The organism is Microcoleus sp. B5-D4 (assembly GCF_036705145.1).
Taxonomy (GTDB): domain Bacteria; phylum Cyanobacteriota; class Cyanobacteriia; order Cyanobacteriales; family Microcoleaceae; genus Microcoleus.
Genome location: NZ_JAUBTV010000013.1, coordinates 58545 through 77112, shown reverse-complemented (window position 1 = coordinate 77112; position 18568 = coordinate 58545). Strand labels below are relative to the sequence as shown.

Sequence of the window (18568 nt, the reverse complement as noted above, 5' to 3'; positions counted from 1 at the left end):
TGCAAGGAAACAATCAATGATAGCTGAAAATCCTGTCAGCAATGGGTCATACAATAGCCAACCGGCTAAACTACACCCGCTCGACTAGAGGAGGTAGAAGACTATGACGAAACCGCATGATATCATTCAAGAGCAAGACCGCAGATTGGGATAATTAATGGCGATCCTCTTCGAGGGCTTTGCTAACGCACGTCAGCGATTCCTCGATCCCGGCGGCGATCCTCGACAGCCGGCATCAGGTTTAAAAGGCGATGATTACATGACAGACGAAGAAAGAAAATAAGGAATGACGATCGCCCGATCGCTCTTTAACGACGAATATATTAAAAGCTATCTCAAAAACCAACGTCAAAACAGCAACCCCAGAATAATTAGTAAGGTGCGCCGAAACGCACCCTACAAAAATTAATTAGTCCGTAGTACCGGTTTGCAGCGACTCTTTAGCAGTCTGCGTCCACTCGGAGTGGAAGAATTCACCGCGCGGTTTGTCGGTGCGTTCGTAGGTGTGAGCCCCAAAATAATCACGCTGAGCTTGCGTGAGGTTTTGTGGCAATCTTTCGCGTCGGTAGCTATCAAAATAGTCCAGTGAGGCGCTAAATGCTGGCACTGCAATCCCCAGTTGGCAAGCAGTAGCTAACACGTCTCGCCAAGCCGATTGGCGATCGAGAATGCTCTGTTTGAACTCCGGCGCTAACAGCAAATTCGGCAACGTGGGGTCGTCTTTGAAAGCTGTTTTAATCTTGTCCAAAAAGCCAGCCCGAATGATACAGCCACCTTTCCAAATTCGGGAAATTTCGCTCAAACTCAAGTCGTAATTGTACGACTTCGACGCCGCGCTCAACAGCGCCATGCCTTGAGCGTAGGAGCAAATCTTCGAGCAGTAAAGCGCATCCCGGACTTTATTCACAAACTCTTTAGTATCGCCTTCGTACTTGCCGCTAGGCCCCGTAAGTTCTTGGGAAGCTTTGATGCGCTCGTCTTTGTAAGAAGACATGATTCTGGCATTCACAGCAGCGATAATTGTGGGAATGCTCACGCCCAATTCCAAAGCACTCATAACAGTCCAGCGGCCGGTGCCTTTTTGACCGGCTGCGTCCATAATTACCTCAACTAAGGGTTGCTTAGTTTCCGGGTCAATGTACTTGAAAATATTAGCCGTAATTTCAATCAAAAACGAGTTGAGTTCGTCTGTGGTATTCCATTCGGCAAAAACTTCCTGCAATTGCTGGCCGTTCAATCCACCAACGTTTTTGAGCAAATCGTAGGCTTCAGCAATGAGCTGCATATCACCGTACTCAATGCCGTTGTGAACCATCTTCACGTAGTGACCAGCGCCACCGGGGCCGATGAATGTGACGCAGGGGCCGTCATCTACTTGAGCCGCAATTTTGGTGAGAATTGGCTCTAGTAGGCCGTAAGCAGTGCGGGTGCCACCGGGCATCAAGCTAGCACCGTTGAGCGCGCCTTCTTCGCCGCCACTGATGCCCATGCCGACAAATCCCAGTCCCATCGATTCTAAATCTTTGGTGCGGCGTTCAGTGTCGTCGTAGAGCGAGTTGCCGCCGTCAATAATCATGTCGCCCGGTGACAGCATGGGTTTGAGCTGGTCGATGACGGCATCTACGGGTTTCCCAGCTTGCACCATGACTAAGATTCGGCGTGGGGTTTCTAGGACATCGACGAATTCTGTCAGAGTCTTGGCGGCTACAATGTTCTTGCCGGGGGCGCGTTGGGCCATGAAGTCGTCGGTTTTGGCTGCGGTGCGGTTGTATACAGCCACGGAGAAGCCTCTGCTTTCGACGTTGAGCGCTAGGTTTTCGCCCATCACTGCTAGACCGATTAAACCAAAATTTTGCTTTGTCATGCTAATAACCCGCTGGTTGTTCCCGCTTGATGATAGGTTTGCGAGAGAGGAAAGCGAGGCGGGGTGTACCGCTTTCCGGTGGACTAAAAGTATTGGACAATAGACCTAGGAGGTTTAGGTTTATTTTTATATTCTCAGAATTGCTGTTTGGTAAATCAGTAGGGTTTTTTTAAGATTTAAGGGATATTAATGACGGGGACAGGTGATGATAAGGCAGGTATTATGTCGATCGCGGTAACGGTAGATACAAACAAGCGGACATTTTAAGGAAAATTGAGGAGACTGTTGTAACTATGGAAGATTTGCAGTATCTCGCGGCCTGGGTGAAGGAGCAACACGCTCGCGAGTATATTTTGACTTGGCTGCTGAGTCAACAGGGGCTGTGGTGGTCGGATGGGGATATTTATCAGGCGGTTTTGCAAAAGTCGGGAAAGCTTTTGAAAGCTTATGTTCAAAAAAGGCAAGCGGGAGAGTTATTTGAGGGAATTTCTGAGAAGTTGGGAGGAGATGAGAATTGGGATGATTTGGCGGGGAGTTTGGCGCGGATTGTTGCGGTTTATCAAGAGGAATTATCGCATTTGCAAGAGCGCGATCGCCGGGGGGATGGGGTAAAAAAAAATTTGATTAGCCAACCGTTGACTGGAGATCCTTTGCCGCTTTTGGAGGTGCAGCAAGCTTTGCCCGATCCTTATGCGGATACGTTGACGGGGAGATAATTTGCGATCGACTTTTTGGAGGCACAAGAATCTCAGAAACCCGGTTTCTTCCTATATCTCTCGTACTCAACCAAAAATTCTCGCCGAAACCCGGTTTCTCGCCACGCAGCTAATCCCAGAAACCGGGTTCCTTCCTATATTTATCGTACTCAATCCAAATTATTCGCAGAAATCCGGTTTTTCGCCACGCAGTGAATCCCAGAAACCGGGTTTCTTCCTACATCTCTCGTACTCAACCAAAAATTGTCGCAGAAACCCGGTTTCTCGCAACTTGGGCGACAGTTCTCGATCTAGATTCAAGGATTGAGAATAGGTGTAATATCTAGAAGAAATCCGGGAAGTACATCTTCACCCGAAAGTGTAGGCGGTTGGTCAAAAGAGAAATTAATTACTTCTGCTACATCTTCAGACAACCGATAGATTTCTACTAAAGGCGTTTGCGGGTCAATTAGCCAACCTAAGCGACAGCCGTTAGTTCGATAATACCGCATTTTAGCCCGCAATGTTTCTAGGGAATCCGTTTGGGAACGCAATTCAATTACAAAGTCCGGGCACAGGGGAGGAAACCTGCGCTTATCTTCTGCAGATAATGCTTCCCAACGTTCTCGGAGTACCCAAGCAGCGTCAGGGGAACGCTTCGCACCGTTGGGTAATTGAAAGACGGTGGAAGAGTCAAAGACTTTTCCCAATCGAGTCTGACGATTCCACAAACCGAGTCCCAGGTTGAGATCCGAATTTCTGATGCCGCTTTCGCCGCCTGTTGGAGGCATAATAATTAGTTCTCCTTCGGGGGTTTGTTCTAATCGCCACTCTTCATTAGCGATGGACAATTGATAAAATTGTTCGTCGGTTAAAGCGACGGATGCAGGTAGGTTGAGAGTTATAGTTTCCATCGTTGATATTATCGCCAACTAGCTTGGTTTTATTATAACTCCCACTTTCTGACAATTTTCTCAAAAAGATCGCACGCTCAGAAACCGGGTTTCTTTCGATATTTCTCGTGCGAGGCGGAAAATTGTCGCAGAAACCCGGTTTATCGCCACGCAGCTAATCCCAGGAACCGGGTTTCTTCCGATATTTCTCGTACTCAACTGAAACTTGTCGCAGAAACTCGGTTTATCGCCACCTAACGAGAGAAATTAGATGGCAAATCCGCGAGAATTTATCACAATCTCCCGCGCCAAAGTCCCCACGCTAACTGGGAGCGTGTCACTTTTGCGATGAGTATAAATACTCGTGAACCCCACCATGACTTTTTTACCCATCATCAGTATAATGGCGATAATTATCATCTCTTCCCACTGCATATATAATCATGACACCTGAACAACAACAGACAATTAAAACACACCTAGATGCTATTTCTGCCATACTTTATGATGATTATAATCCTGATTCCTTGCAGACATTAGAAGATATTGAACTCGCAGTGAGAGACCAAGTTTTGACTCATGTGACACCACATATCGGCTTTTTTTTATCTGCTCAGCTAGCGGTACAAAAGCCGGAAGAATCAAGACCTTAAAAAGTACCCTAGGTAATTTAAGTATCACCGAGAAGCAAGCAGCTAAACTAGGCTGCGGTAGTGCTAGCAGGTTGAGTCCACATTTAGAAAACTGTTGCTTAAGACTGAGTGCCAATGTTGCTTATAAGCATGCAGCCCAAGATATTAAGTATCTAACGGGAGTGACTGTTCCGGCTAAAACACAACTCATATTAGTACATTATCAAGACTTCAGCGAACCGATATCAACAGAAGATATTTCGGAGCTAAGTGCAGATGGTGGAAAAGTACGACTGAGGGCACCTCAAGGAGAAAAGTCTGAATGGAAAGACTATAAAGCAATTGTGTCGGAAGCTGGTATGATGGCTAGTTTCAATCAAAATGATATCCTCGTTAATTGGGCAAATAAACAACCGTTAGCAAAACCTGTAACTTGCGTAGGTGATGGACATGATGGAGTGTGGAATATATTTAAGGAAATCAGTAGTCAACAGGACAGAAGAGAAATTCTCGATTGGTATCATCTGAATCAAAATCTTCAGAAAGTAGGTGGTTCAATGAAGCGAATTAAGCAAGCAGAAGCATATTTGTGGCAAGGGAATGTAGAGAATGCGGTAGCTCTATTTACAAAGCTCAAGAAAAAATCAGCAGTGAATTTTTGCAAATATTTAGAAAAGCATAAACAAAGGATTATCAACTATGAAGTTTGCTCAAGGGATGGCATCTGTTCAATTGGTTCAGGAGCGGTAGAATCAGGGATTAAGCAAATAGCCAGACGAATTAAAATATCAGGAGCTAGTTGGAAATCAGAACATGTGGGACAAGTATTAGCTCATCGTTGTGCTTACTTAAACGGCTTAATTGGTAATCAGGGAAAACCTGCCTAAGTATAATTGCTCACTGCAAAAGTGACATGCTCCCCACGCTAACCCACAAGTCCGCCGGGGTTGAAAGCCCGCGTCTCATAGCAAAAGTCCTCTCAAAGAGGACTGAAAGACACATTTTTGAACAAGCATTGCAATATCTCCCCAGTCGGTTTCAACCGACTTTCGCTATGAGACAGGGGTTTTAACCCCTGGCGGACTGTTTGTTTAACTCTAAATATAGCTGCTAGCTTGACGGGTGAACATTGAGCAGTAAATTCCGTTTGATGCTATCAATTCGTCGTGAGTTCCTATTTCTGCTATTTTACCGTTTTCCATCACGGCGATGCGATCGGCAATTTTTGCTAATCCCAATCTGTGACTGATGACTATGGTTGTTTTCCCGGCGGCTATTTGGCGGAAGATGCTGTAAATTTCGTGTTCTGTCTTGGGGTCTAGGGCGGCGGTTGGTTCGTCAAAAATGAGCACTTCGGCTGTAGAAAGCCGCATTAAGGCGCGGGCGATCGCAATTCTTTGCCACTGTCCCCCCGATAAGTCTATGCCGTCTTCTAATTGTTTCCCCAAGGGAGTCTCTAAACCTGCGGCAAGACTATTGACTTTTGCACTAATTCCTGCTTCGGAAATAGCTTCGTTAATTGCGCTGTCATCTGAGAGTGAAAGCAAGTCGCCGAAACCGACGTTTTCGCGAACTGTGGAGGGGAAACGGGCGTAATCTTGCATGACGACGGCGATGCGCGATCGCACGTATGCTAGAGAGTACGATCGCAAATCTTTGCCGTTCCAGTCGATCGTACCACTTGTCGGGTCGTACAGGCGGCCGAGGAGTTTGCCAAGAGTTGTTTTACCCGCGCCATTTTCACCAACAAGCACTAGCATTTCACCCGGATTAATCGTTAAGTTGATATCTTCAACCGTGCTTTTATTGCTACCGGGATAGCAGAAAGATAGATGCTTAATCTCGATGCCAATTTTATCTTTTGTGGCACGGGCATCTTGCCCGTGACTTGGTAATTGACTTGTGGCACGGGCATCTTGCCCGTGACTTGGTAATTGACTTGTGGGACGGGCATCTTGCCCGTGACTTGGTAATTGACTTGTGGCACGGGCATCTTGCCCGTCTTCTGGTAAGCTAGGCAGGCGAGATGCTACATCCCCAAGCGGAGACTGCAATTCTGGCTTGAGTTCCAAAAGTTGAAAAATCGGAGTAACACCGAGAGAGATATCGTACAAATTAGCATAATTGCCTATAAGTAATTGCAAACTTTGCTCCACCTGAACAATCAAACCAGAATACAGCGCCAAATCTCCCAAAGTATAGCGACCACCCAAAGCTCCCATTACCACATAAACAAATGGCAAAGCTACTCCGATTCTACTAAACACTGACCACAAAAGTAAAACAATTGCTCCTTTTTTTCGGATTTGCTGCATCTCGCTAAAAAATTGCAAAAACTGATCCTGCCAGCGTTTGAGCCAAAGTTCCTGCAAGCCAAACAAACGCAATTCTTTAGCATATTCTTCGCCCGTCAAGACTCTAGCGGATAAGTTCATCTCGCGGCTGATTTTAGCTTGCTTTCTTTGAACTCTCCAGATGATTTTGCTATATTTTCTTTGGATGTAAATTGAGGGACAGGATGAAATCAACATCACTACTGGCACCCACCAAGCTATCGCAGCAGCAAGGCCTATCGATGGAATAAATATAAAAATTCCCGTGATGGTCATGCTGATGGTAAATGCTAGTTGCTGTATTTTGAATACTCCGGTTTTTGCGAGTTCTACTATATTTAATAGTTCCGGGTTTTCAAACAGGGCAATATCGTCGAAATTAGCGACTTTTTCCAGGACTTTTCCTTCGACAAAGCCTTGAACGCGATCGCGCAAAGATGTCGCTGCAAAAGAGCTCATTGTGTCTAGGGCATCGCCGACTAACCTAAGACTTAAGACTCCGGCAATACTCCACAGCAATATTGGCCGGGAAAGCATCAAAGCAAAGGGCTGTGCTGTTTGGGTTTGCGACAGCAACCGAGATACTTCATCAATGATTAATTTATCTAAAAAAAGCACGGCAGATGGGGCCGCACCGGCGATGATGTTGAGTATTATTAAATTGCGGAGTTCTATTGGTGCGGCTTTGATTATCAGGCCCAGGCTGCGCCACAAAGCTTGGAAGGTGGTAATTTGGATGGCTTGCATAGTTTGTGGGTAGGTGTCGGGTCTAGTCATCCCCGGACGCTATATTGTAACAGTATTTATTAACTGTTTGCCAAACAATGACAGGGCGCAGTATTGGTCTTTCTCCTCAATTTTCCCAGGTTGGTTGAAAATTTATGAGTGCATTCATAGCTCGTTCCAAACTGGGGGAATTAGTCTGTGCTGACGCAACCTGCCAACTTTGATTGACAAACTGGATCAGTTGACCGTTGTAGTCTTTACCAATTTTTGCCGTACTATTACGATCGGGGACGATCGCCTCCCGCAGATTTCGCTTCTTTGACTTTTTAGCCAAATTGATTAAAAGCAGCTTGGGGTCTGGAATTCGATCCGCGTCGCCAGGAATCAAGTCTACTGAAATACCCAGAAATTCGGCAAATGCCGATCGATGTGCAAGTAACCACGCTTCCACTTCTTTAACAGCAATCCGAAACAGCAGATTAGGATGCTTTGGTTGAGTTAACCACTCGGAAATAATTACTAGCGGGCATTCTGCATTATCCAAATCAGTTAAGACTAAGTATGGCATTCCCTTGGCCGCATGATTTAATCCAGAAATAATCTTTTTAATTTTGCCATATCCTCTCTGATTCAAGCAGTGTCCCACTGAAAAGGGACGTTGAGACTGTTTGAGCATTTGTTTAAGAACTGCTTCACTCAGTACATCCTCAAACACTAGATTGATGGGAATATCTGTCATTTGAATAAACTGAGTTGTTCGATCGCGGGCGGTGCTGTCAGAGGAAGTGCAGCATCAGCTATGCTTAAACCTCCTTCTAATAGCATTTTGATTTGTTCATTACTTGAAGCAAGTTTTACCTGAGTTCCTTCAGGAGTCGGTGTCATTAGCAGCACCTCTTCGCCGCCAATGCCTTTGTCTGAGAGCAAATCAGCACTATGGGTACTAAGAATAACCTGTCGCTTTTTCGGGCGCTGAAGGCGATAAATCAGAGAGGGTAGATTGCTAACAATCGCCGAATTTAAGGAAAGTTCGGGTTCTTCTAATAACAATAATGAATCGGATTCTAACAGTGACCAGAGTAAACCAATTAACCGTAACGTTCCGTCAGAAAATTGGTCTTCCCGTTGTTTTCCTGCTCCGGGCCGCCAATGTTCGTAAACAGCTTCCAAATGCGGAACTCCCATCACATCTTTGGTATCTGTGAGGTTTTTCAATTGTGGGACGGCCAGCTTTAAAGCATCTTCAATTTTTTTTAATCGCGATTTTCTGGTTTTTTCGGTAGTTTTAGCAACTCGCTCTAAAAAAGTTCTCCCAAAAGGATCTTCGGAAAGTCCAGGGGTAGCAAAAGCTTCGGGATGGCGAACTAACTGAGGAATTAAATGTAAATATAAAATCGCTTCTAAAAATTTAGAAATTTCTCTGAATTCTGCATTGGCATTAATTTGCTCTAAATAAGTCTGGGTGAGACGTAGCTCATCATTTTTATCTTCGGGAGTAGGGCGATTGACAATTTGCTCCTCGCCTTTCCAAACTCGTTCGTAGGCAACAATCGGCTCATTTTTGCCGCCTTTTCTATGTTTAATTCCCAGCCCATACCTCCATAATGGCTGTTGGGCATTAGATTCGGAAAGGTGAATTTCTATTTCTACATCTGGATAACGGCGCGCATAAAGACTGCGAATTTTTGATACGCCACCTCGATCGCTCACGGCTTTCTGCAATCCGCCTCCTGCTTTAGCCAGATCCCGCAAAAAGCGCAATGAATCGAGAAAGTTTGACTTACCACAAGCATTAGGGCCTACCACAAAAACGCGATCGCGCAAATCAACATTCACTGACTGAAAATTGCGCCAATTTTTCAGAGCTATATGGGAGATAATCATTATTTTAACCTAATCAAGAAATAGTTGAGCATATTGGATTTGGCATCTCAAAAATAACTGCGTTATGTAGCCCATAGCGTCCGTTTTTGGGTGTCCCTTCCAGAAAATCGTGAAAAGTTATTAATTTGGGTATCGATTGAATCATCATCAATAAACCTCTTTAGTGATAGGTAGATGAATAATTTGGTCTTGATATTCATTGAAAAAAGAACATTCACCAATCAAAATTAATTCATCGATGTTTTGCCCAATGCTTAAATTCGCGTTTAAAATAAATATCCCAGGAATATGACGATTGGCTTGCAAATGATCGTTTAAGTGAACAGGCATAGATTTACGGTTATTCGTGACTAGGATAAAGTCATATTTTTCACACCATTCTAAAATTTCCGGGTCTTTAGTTCCTTTTGCTGGTATGAAAGGTTCGCCAATGACCCGAATAATTAATCCTACTTGTTTGCTCCGAATTTAAGTAGGATAAATCTGGTCAATATTTTCATCCATGAGATACTTGAGTGCCATTTTTTTTGTTTCTTTCTTCCTTTATTTTTTGGAGTCTTATCGAAGCTGGATGAGGGTTTAGTTCTTGGGCTTTGCGTTGTTGGTACGACCATTCTAGCCAGTCTGCGATATATTTATCCAAGACGGTCTTATTGTTTAAATAATACAAAATTGTCGCATAGATTTGGTCGAGAGTCAAAGTGTAAAAGTGTTTTAAAATTTCCTCGGGTGAACGTTGCTGATAAATATATTCGTAGAGGATGCTTTCTATTCCTACTCTTGTCCCTTTTACTCGAATGTCATCATCGGCTAAAAACTCAAAATATTCTTCTAGAAGCATAGTTTATTCCTCCATTTGTTAATTTATCAATACCCGATCGCACCCAAACGCAGGCTCACTGTTTTCTATAGATACGATCGCCCTTTCCATCTCAAACTCTACCAGATCGAGCGATCGCCCTGAATCAATCCCACCATAGCATAAACCGCTTTATGCCAAAGTTATCCAAATGTCAAACGCCGCACCGTACCATCATCTGTAAATCGCTGTTCGCCAACGCCAACAACTTCCACAATAACTTCGCGTTCTGATATCAAAAATTGACCCTCGCGCGCGGCAATTTCAACGATACTTTTGTCCCCTTCCAAATACACTTTGTAATTAGTCGTTGCCCAGACACCTTTTTCATGTTCAAAACTGTGTCCGTCGTCCTCATAAAGCGTCCATTCACCGCTTCCGGGCCCAATTCGCATTTTTAATGACTCAAGCGGTTCTTCGCTGACAAATTGCCTCACAGGTGCGATCCTCTTCGAGGGCTTCGCTAACGCAATTATGCCCCCTCCCCGCACGTAAAGCGGCATTCTCTCCAAAGGTGCATAAGCCAAAATGTGCGTCGGGCCCTGATAGCATTCGCCCGTCCACCAATCGTACCAAGTCCCCTCCGGCAAATACACGGCGCGGTGTTCAACACCCGGGCGGTAAACAGGTGCAGCCATCAGCGACGGGCCGAGCAATACTTGATCGTAAAGGTGATAAGTTGTGCGATCGCGCGGAAAATGATACAGTAGCGGTCGCAAAATCGGCGTTCCCGTCGTCGCTGCTTCCCAAAACAACGTGTAAATATAAGGCAACAACTGATAGCGCAAATTGATGTATTCGCGGCAAATCTTCTCAGTGCGAGATCCAAAAACCCAGGGTTCGTGCTGCGCCGTACTCATCGCCGAATGACCGCGCATCAAGGGATACAGCATCCCCACCTGCATCCACCGCGCGAACAATTCAGCCGTTGCATTCCCCGCAAAACCGCCGATGTCGCAACCGACAAACGCCACGCCGGAAAGCCCCATATTGCAAAGCATTGGTAGCGACATTTCTAAGTGTTCCCACTGCGATTGATTGTCGCCCATCCACACCGAGGAGTAACGCTGAACGCCCGCAAAACCCGATCGCGTCAGCACAAAAGATCGATCGCCAGATCGCACTTTTTGCAACCCCTCAGCACAAGCTTTCGCCATCATCAACCCATACAAATTGTGCGTTTCCGCGTGGGTAGCGCGATCGGATTCCGGGCCTTGCGGTGCATCCAGGGGAAAGCTGATGTGTTCGCCGCCGTCACCAAAAGGCCGTTCTGCGATCGCAGGTTCGTTCATGTCGTTCCAAATCCCCGCAATCCCAATATCTGTCAGGGTTTTGTGCAATTCGCCCCACCACTCGCGTACCTCCGGCCGCAGGAAGTCGGGAAACACCGCTTTGTCCGGCCAAACGTAACCGTGGAATAGCTTTCCCTCTGCGGTGCGAACGAAATAGTCATTCTCCACACCGCGATCGAATATCTCATAATCTGCTTCCGGTTCGTACTTGACACCGGGATCGACAATCGTGACAACCTTAAAACCCGCTGCTTTCAAGTCTGCGATCAGTTTCGCGGGATCGGGGAAACGCTTCGGGCTCCAGGTAAAAACGCGGTAGCCGCGCATATAGTCGATGTCGAGGTGGATGACATCGCAGGGAATCGCCCGATCGCGAAATTCCTTCGCCAACTCGCGCACAACGTCCTCGGATTCGTAGCTCCAGCGGCATTGGTGGTATCCCAGCGCCCATTTTGGCGGAAGCGGCATCCGGCCGGTTAACTGCGTGTAGGTGGCGAGAATTTGGGCGGGTTCCGGGCCGTAAATAATGTAGTAGTCGAGTTCCGGGCCTCTGGTTTCCATCCGCAAAACCCCCGGTTGTTCGGCGCCGATGTCGAATTGACTCCAAAATGTAGTGTTGAAGAAAATGCCGTAAGCGCGATCGGGATTCAGGGCGATGTAAAATGGAATCGCCTGGTACATTTCATCGGTGAGGGAATTGTAGTCGAGGGAGTCGGTTGTCCAGTTTGTCTTGACTTCGGAGAGTTTGTCGAGAAAGCCGGTGCGTTGGCCGAAACCGTAGAAGTGTTCGTCTGCTTCGATGCGTTTCCAGCCTGCGGTTGCGCCGGTGCGCCATCCCATACTGGGATCGCAGTCGCTAGCAAAGGGTTTTCCCGATTTGTCGAAGCATTCGATGGAAGTGCGATCGCGCTTTACGGAAATCAATATTTGTGCGGTTTCAATTTCTATTTTTTCGTCTGTTTCTCGCACTTCAAATGGTATAATTTCCCACTCTTCGTCAGGGACGGTTATTGAGTGCGATCGGCTGTTAAATTCACCTGTCGGGGACATTCGCACTCGGATTAAATTCGGTGCGAGGATGCTGATATTTAGGGAGGTCTCGCCGCACTTAAAGTGAATTGTGCGTGAAGCGCAGCTATCCCGTAGGGAATCGGTCTTATTGATAGATTGTACTGAGCCGATGGTTGACCAAGGCTGTTCAGTAGTTTGGAGATTTCCGAAGTATTGCGGCATATACGATTTGGTAATTAACAATTAGTAAACCGATCGTGCAAGCCGCACTTGACTACCGTCATCTAGCTAAAGGAGGAATATAACTTTTCAGCATTTCAAGTAAATAAACCAATGCGGTAAAATATACTTCAGCGATACCGTGGCTAGCCGAATAAGCATCTATAAAAAATGAAACATATCCATAAATTAACTGGAAAATAAGTGACCCTTTGCACCATTTTTCCTTTTAAATCAGGCTTTAGGAACAGGCAAGATGCCTGTTCCACAAAGACTAAATTTTCTTGTGGAACAGGCATCTTGCCTGTTCTTGATAACGCAAGATGCCTGTTCCACAAAGACTAAATTTTCTTGTGGAACAGGCATCTTGCCTGTTCTTGATAACGAATAAGCATCTATAAAAAATGAAACAGGTATCCATAAATTAAGTGGAAAATAACTGACACTTTGCACCATTTTTCCTTTTAAATCAGGCTTTATGAACAGGCAAGGTGCCTGTTCCACAAAGACTAAATTTTCTTGTGGAACAGGCATCTTGCCTGTTCTTGATAACGCAAGATGCCTGTTCCACAAAGACTAAATTTTCTTGTGGAACAGGCATCTTGCCTGTTCTTGATAACGAATAAGCTACTATAAAAAATGAAACAGGTATCCATAAATTAAGTGGAAAATAACTGAGCCTTTGCACCATTTTTCCTTTTAAATCAGGCTTTATGAACAGGCAAGATGCCTGTTCCACAAAGACTAAATTTTCTTGTGGAACAGGCATCTTGCCTGTTCTTGATAACGCCTCAATTGTGAACTTTTCTCTTCCTTCGCGTCGAAAGCGGTTCATTATATCCGGCAAAAAACCAAGTGGAGCTTTCGCTGCACAATTACGAAATCTCCACTTTTATCACTATTCTAGTGGCTGCAAAAACCCTGTTGCATTCACTATATCTTACTTGTACAAAACAGCCTCTTTCAAAGTCGCGATCTTACCTAGCGCTTCATCGAGATCCTCTTGGGACGCGCCGTGGGCAACTATTGCATCTGTCAAATGCTTCACAATTGCATCAAAGTGTTCAGGCTGTAAATTCAAACCTGCGTGTGCTTTCTCCATTGAACGGCCTGAGTATTGCTTGGGGCCGCCAAGGGCATAGGAGATAAAAGCAGTTTGATGGCGGCGCTGCTTTTCCATATCTGTATGATCGAAGAAGTGGCTCACTATCTCGTCAGCCAAAACATCGCGGTAAAAATCATCTACCATCTCTTTAATGGCTGGCTCTCCACCCATTTTTTCGTACAATGTTGTTGCCATATCGTTTCAGCGAGTTATTTTTTTTCACTTACTCTTTAATTATAGCTGGCAGTTTTGCTTTTTTCACCCTGTGAAATATTAATTTAATGTGAAATAATTACTTAGTAACTGTTGCGACTGCTGGTATTGTTTAGGCCACCCTCTATTTGTAAACTTTATTAAGGTTCTATCGCCAGTTAGATATTGTCGATCGCCCTGCTAGCATTTTGACCTAATGCACGGATTGCTTGTTTTAGCAAGATGTTTCCTATACACCACCAACACGCATCTGTTTTCCAGCTAGCAAACTCAAGAAATCGGTGATAAAACAGAGGCCCGATGCGATCGCAATTTACGCGATCGCCCCTGCAATTGGACAAGTTAAAATAAATCGGCGATCGGCTGCCCAGCGGCATCATGTATAAGCGAATTGCAAATATAATCGAATCACAACGACGATCGCCTGTATACTGATATTCTGCCGTTGCTAGTCGGTTTTGACACTTCCGGGCGATCGCCCGCAGTTAAGAAAAACCTTTAACTTAAGTACGCGGACACAAATAAACATTATTATGTCATTGCGCGGAACGAAGCAATCCCAAGTCTGAGCGATTGCTGCATTTCTATCTGCTGTTTCCTTAAACTTTGATGATTTTTGAGTGCCTTGAAATACTATAGCCAACATCCGAACGCTTTCTCGATCGAGTACCTCAACGACTTGCGAGGAGCAATTCTAGCCTCCCCTTATCTAGCAATCAACAACCTCAACCGCGATTTCATTGGCACAAAAGGGTTTTCCGTGGTGTTTCAACGTTCGGAAATCGCCGAAGTAGAACGGCGGTTCCCTTTGTTCAAACCCTATCTAGACCAAGCATTACTGCCTGAATGCAATGCTTTTTACCTCAACCCTTTGTTGCTGGGTGAAGGTTCCCGCGTCGATCCGCATATCGATCGATCTTTGCGATCGTACTGCAAAACAGTTGAACCTCCCGCAGCCGTCAGCGTTTTGTACGTGCAAGTACCGCCGAACTTGCAAGGGGGAGAATTGATACTGCGACGCAACAAACAGCAAGTCGGGCAGATTAAGCCGCAAGCCAACTCGCTGATATATTTTCAAGGAGATTTGACTCACTCTGTCAACGCTGTTAAAAGTACCGGAACTCGTTTGAGTTTGGTTTGCGAACAGTACAGTTTGAGCGAAACTGAACTGCAAGATATTCCAGGATTCACAGTGGAATCTAGGGCCGTGAAAGCAAAAATTAAGTAAGGTTTCTTGTCTCAAAAAAAACTTTTGGAAAATTAAAACTGTTTGCCATTTAAAGAAGGAATTAATGCGAGATTACCTCCAAAAGACACTTAAATAGCCAGCTATACTTTGGCGCTTGTTTATACCAGTAAAAAAACTGCCACTAGAGGTCAGTGTTTCCAACCCTTAGTTCATCACTCGTTCCCTATTCTTTAATCTAAAATCTCAAATGGTATTAACAGGAGAGGAGGTGATTTTTTGAGAAGTTAAATTTTGAATCTGATAATGATTCATATCGTTTCCGGTTGCATCGGTATTGTTCAAATGTCCAAACAGTCAGTTGTCATATCCATTCCCGTTGGATGGGAATGATTAAACCGCTCTTGACACAGAGGATACAGAGAAAGCGAAGAGAGAGATGAATAATTCCGATGCCAACGGATTTAATATCAGTTGGGAGAATTTTAGTCAACAGTCAACAGTCAACAATCATGCCGAATGCAACCGGAATTAATATCACTCACTTGAGAATTACTAGAGACTGTCATGGATGCAGAAACCCTATGGGTACGCTTCGGCACACTTGAGGGCATTAGAATGCGGTGTTTTTAAGGATTGCAGATTTCTGCGATCGCTTTTTCTTCGGGATGATTAGCAATATAATTGCTCAGCCATTGGCAACTCAGTTTCATTAAACTATCTACATCAAGTTCCAAATTCCAGATCCTTAAAGTAGAATCATCGCTGGCAGAAACAAGAGTTTTGCCGTCGGGACTGATGTTAACGTCATTAACTTGATCGCTATGTCCCTCAAAAGTTTGTAGGGGCACCGCCTCCAATCCAGTTTTGCTGTCTGCTACATTCCACAGTTTAATTGTGCGATCGAAACTGGCAGATGCTAAAATTTTGCCGTCGGGACTGAAACTAATGCTTTTTACCCAAGTTCCGTGTCCTTTGATAGTTTTGAGTTCGGTGCCTGTTTCTGCATTCCACAATTTAATGGTGCTGTCATCGCAGGCGGATGCTAAGATTTTGCCGTCGGGACTGAAACGCAGGCTGGTAATTCGGCTGTTATGGGCTCTCAGAATCATTCTTGGGGTAGATTCTAAATTATTTAAATCCCAGAAAAATATTGTGCGATCGTTCCCTGCGGATGCTAAAGTTTTGCCATCGGGACTGAATGTGACGCTTCTAACTCTTTCGAGATGTCCTTTGAGAGTTTTGATTTCGCTGCCACTTTCTAGGTTCCACAATTTCACAGTTCGATCGACTCCTGCTGATGCTAAGATTTTACCGTCTGGACTGAAAACAACGCTGTCAATTCCCCTCAGATGTCCTGAAAGAGTTTTGATTTCGGTGCCCGTTTCTAGGTTCCACAATTTAATAGTTTTATCGCTTCCTGCGGATGCTAAAATTTTGCCGTCAGGGGCGAAACTGACGCTGGTGACGGCACCTTGATGTCCTAGAAAAGTTTTGATTTCGCTGCCGTTTTGTGCATTCCACAATTTAACAGTGCGATCGCTGCTACCGGAGGCAACTGTTTTGCCGTCTGGCGAGAAACTCGCACTGAAAACCTGACGGCGGTGGCTTTCCAGAACTTTCGGTTCGATGCCGGTGAGGTTCCAGAGTCGTACCGTGCGATCGGTACCTGCAGTTGCCAAAGTGCGGCCGTCGGGACTGAAACTAAGGCTGGCAACCCTGCCACTGTGTCCTTTGAGCGTTTGCGGATCGATGTTTCCTAACTGCGATAAATTCCACAATTTGACGGTGCCGTCTTCGCTAGCGGTAGCCAGAGTTTGGCGGAGGCTGCCTCTGGGACTGAATTTGACGTTCCAGACTTGTCGGCTGTGGGCTTGCAGGGTTTTGAGGAGAGTCAGGTTTTGGACATCCCACAGCTTGACTAAACCGTCTTCACCAGCGGATGCTAGGGTTTTGCCGTCGTCGGAGAAACTAACACTTCTGACAGCATTGGTATGGCCCGTCAGCGTTGCGATTTCCGTTCCGTCTGCTGGATTCCAAAGTTTGACAGTGCGATCGCTACCCGAAGATGCGATCGCCAACCCGTCGGGCGAAAAAGTGACGCTTGTTGCCCAGCCCCTATGTCCAGTAAAGGTTTGGAGCAAAGTGCCGTCTGCTGGATTCCAGAGTTTGACAGTGCCGTCGGAACCCGAAGATGCGATCGCCAACCCGTCTGGAGCAAAACTGACTCCTCTCACCCAGCCCCTATGCCCCGTAAGGGTTCTAATTTCTGTGCCGTTTTCGATGTTCCAGAGTTTGATAGTAGCATCGTCACTAGCAGATGCGATCGTCTTGCCGTCAGGTGAGAAACTGACAGTCCAAACGTTGTCTCGGTGCCCGGTGAGCGTTCTGAGTAAGATGCCGTCTGGGTTCCAGAGTTTGACGGTATCGTCTTCGCTAGCGGATGCGAGGATTTTGCCATCGGGCGAGAAAACGACGTTTCTGACGTTAGCTTGGTGGCCAAGCAGTTGATCGCGCTCTCGGATGCTGTAAATTGCTTGTTGGAGGGCGATCGATACTTGCATCTTAGTTTCTGATTTGGCCGGACTCAATGCCTCTAATTTTTTAAGTTTATCTGCTGCTTGCAGTGCTTCGAGCAGTGCTGGAAAAGGGTTTGAGGCTAAAGTTGTCTTTGACGACAAACTTTCGAGGACTATTTTGGTTTCTGCGAGTTCTCGATCGGCTTTAATTACTTGCAATTGTACGGCGATAGCTGCTGCTAAAGATATCCCTAAAATTGTCGAGCCGATCGCAATTATTTTTCTAGCTTGTTTTTTAGCTAACGTTAACTCTGTTTTAGCTTGATGCTGGGCCAGACTTAAAGTTTCATTAGCTTGTGTCAATATTTGACTTTCCTCAGCTTGCAGTGCAAAAGCCAATTCAACTTCTCGCTTTTCCAAATCCTGAGCCGCCGCTAAAAAGCGGTAATCGAGATGGCTTAAACTTTGATATTTTGCCCATTCCAAAGCTTCTTGCAGCGCCTGACCCCGCAGCAGCCGCGAATCATCCTCAAAATTGGCAGCATTCCAAGCATTAAAACTTTCCGAATAAGGTCGCAGCTTTCCCAACTGTTTTTCCACCCATTCAAGATTGAAAACTTCGGCATAAATTCGGTTATAAACTTTTAGTTTTCCCTGTTGTTGCACCACTAAACCTGACAGTCGCAATTCTGTTTGTTCGGGACTGCCATCAGCAAGAACCCCCCCCAGCCCCCCCTTGCTAAGGGGGGGAGTAAGAGTGGCTATTTCTTGCTCTCCCAGGGGTGAAGCAGCAGCATTTATCCCGGAACTAATCAAAGGTAAATCAGCATTTAGCCCCCCCTTAGCAAGGGGGGGTTGGGGGGGGTGCGCGGATTCCAAAATTTGCTGGTAAAGCCCCAATAACTGCCCCGCTTTTTGCTGATTTCTCAACAGGCGATCGCGAATAGTTTTCAAATGTTCAGGCTCATCCTGAGACTCCCAATTCTCCACAACCCGCAACCTCACCAACCCCTCAACTCCCTCATCCTCTGTGGAACAGGCATCCTGCCTGTCTGTGGTGGTGGAACAGGCATCCTGCCTGTCTGTGGTGGTGGAACAGGCATCCTGCCTGTCTGTGGTGGTGGAACAGGCATCCTG

Annotated in this window: 16 protein-coding genes; 3 read left to right on the top strand and 13 right to left on the bottom strand. The window is 45.7% G+C overall.

Annotated features, from left to right (window positions below):
* Positions 1-409: 409 nt before the first annotated feature.
* Positions 410-1864 carry a decarboxylating NADP(+)-dependent phosphogluconate dehydrogenase gene (gene gnd, locus QUB10_RS09145; RefSeq protein ID WP_333201429.1) on the bottom strand — a complete coding sequence of 485 codons (1455 nt, stop codon included), beginning with the start codon at positions 1862-1864 and terminating at the stop codon, positions 410-412.
* 293 nt (positions 1865-2157) lie between these two features.
* Here gnd and QUB10_RS09140 point away from each other — a divergent pair, with 293 nt between their 5' ends.
* A complete protein-coding gene (locus QUB10_RS09140; RefSeq protein ID WP_333201428.1) occupies positions 2158-2580 on the top strand; it encodes a hypothetical protein in 423 nt (140 codons plus the stop codon).
* Between the two features lie 296 nt (positions 2581-2876).
* On the opposite strand, the gene QUB10_RS09135 is transcribed toward QUB10_RS09140, so the two are convergent.
* Positions 2877-3473 (bottom strand): Uma2 family endonuclease, encoded by a 597-nt coding sequence (locus tag QUB10_RS09135; RefSeq protein WP_333201426.1) that lies wholly within the window; start codon positions 3471-3473, stop codon positions 2877-2879.
* Between the two features lie 422 nt (positions 3474-3895).
* On the opposite strand from QUB10_RS09135, the gene QUB10_RS09130 reads away from it, so the two are divergent.
* A protein-coding gene (locus QUB10_RS09130; protein ID WP_333201424.1) for an ISKra4 family transposase occupies positions 3896-4971 on the top strand; the annotation gives its coding sequence in 2 pieces (ribosomal slippage) (positions 3896-4049 and positions 4049-4971; 1077 coding nt in all).
* Between the two features lie 210 nt (positions 4972-5181).
* On the opposite strand, the gene QUB10_RS09125 is transcribed toward QUB10_RS09130, so the two are convergent.
* The 10 genes from QUB10_RS09125 to QUB10_RS09080 form a co-directional block, all read right to left on the bottom strand.
* Positions 5182-7164: an ABC transporter ATP-binding protein gene (locus QUB10_RS09125; RefSeq protein ID WP_333201422.1), complete on the bottom strand. Its 1983-nt coding sequence runs from the start codon at positions 7162-7164 to the stop codon at positions 5182-5184.
* Positions 7165-7270: 106 nt separating this feature from the next.
* Positions 7271-7882, bottom strand: coding sequence for a hypothetical protein (locus QUB10_RS09120; RefSeq protein ID WP_333201420.1), 612 nt, complete (start codon positions 7880-7882; stop codon positions 7271-7273).
* Positions 7879-9027 (bottom strand): AAA family ATPase, encoded by a 1149-nt coding sequence (locus QUB10_RS09115; protein ID WP_333201418.1) that lies wholly within the window; start codon positions 9025-9027, stop codon positions 7879-7881. The genes QUB10_RS09120 and QUB10_RS09115 overlap by 4 nt, the downstream gene beginning before the upstream one ends.
* Positions 9028-9174: 147 nt before the next feature.
* Complete coding sequence (locus QUB10_RS09110) at positions 9175-9357, bottom strand: hypothetical protein (RefSeq protein WP_333201416.1); 183 nt, start codon at positions 9355-9357, stop codon at positions 9175-9177.
* 166 nt (positions 9358-9523) lie between these two features.
* Positions 9524-9868 (bottom strand): DUF433 domain-containing protein, encoded by a 345-nt coding sequence (locus QUB10_RS09105; RefSeq protein WP_333201414.1) that lies wholly within the window; start codon positions 9866-9868, stop codon positions 9524-9526.
* 161 nt (positions 9869-10029) lie between these two features.
* On the bottom strand, positions 10030-12411 hold the full coding sequence (locus QUB10_RS09100) for a glycoside hydrolase family 31 protein (RefSeq protein ID WP_333201412.1): 2382 nt from the start codon (positions 12409-12411) through the stop codon (positions 10030-10032).
* Between the two features lie 231 nt (positions 12412-12642).
* The gene (locus QUB10_RS09095; protein WP_333201410.1) at positions 12643-12774 is read right to left on the bottom strand and encodes a hypothetical protein; all 132 of its coding nucleotides are present in this window, start codon (positions 12772-12774) and stop codon (positions 12643-12645) included.
* Positions 12775-12877: 103 nt separating this feature from the next.
* Positions 12878-13177 (bottom strand): hypothetical protein, encoded by a 300-nt coding sequence (locus QUB10_RS09090; RefSeq protein WP_333201409.1) that lies wholly within the window; start codon positions 13175-13177, stop codon positions 12878-12880.
* A 171-nt stretch (positions 13178-13348) separates the two neighbouring features.
* A complete protein-coding gene (locus QUB10_RS09085; RefSeq protein ID WP_333160123.1) occupies positions 13349-13708 on the bottom strand; it encodes a group 1 truncated hemoglobin in 360 nt (119 codons plus the stop codon).
* Between the two features lie 176 nt (positions 13709-13884).
* Positions 13885-14103: a hypothetical protein gene (locus QUB10_RS09080; RefSeq protein WP_333201407.1), complete on the bottom strand. Its 219-nt coding sequence runs from the start codon at positions 14101-14103 to the stop codon at positions 13885-13887.
* A 239-nt stretch (positions 14104-14342) separates the two neighbouring features.
* Here QUB10_RS09080 and QUB10_RS09075 point away from each other — a divergent pair, with 239 nt between their 5' ends.
* On the top strand, positions 14343-14954 hold the full coding sequence (locus QUB10_RS09075) for a 2OG-Fe(II) oxygenase (protein ID WP_333201405.1): 612 nt from the start codon (positions 14343-14345) through the stop codon (positions 14952-14954).
* A 587-nt stretch (positions 14955-15541) separates the two neighbouring features.
* Here QUB10_RS09075 and QUB10_RS09070 read toward each other — a convergent pair.
* The coding region (locus tag QUB10_RS09070; protein WP_333201403.1) for a WD40 repeat domain-containing protein at positions 15542-18568 on the bottom strand (3027 nt) is incomplete at its 5' end.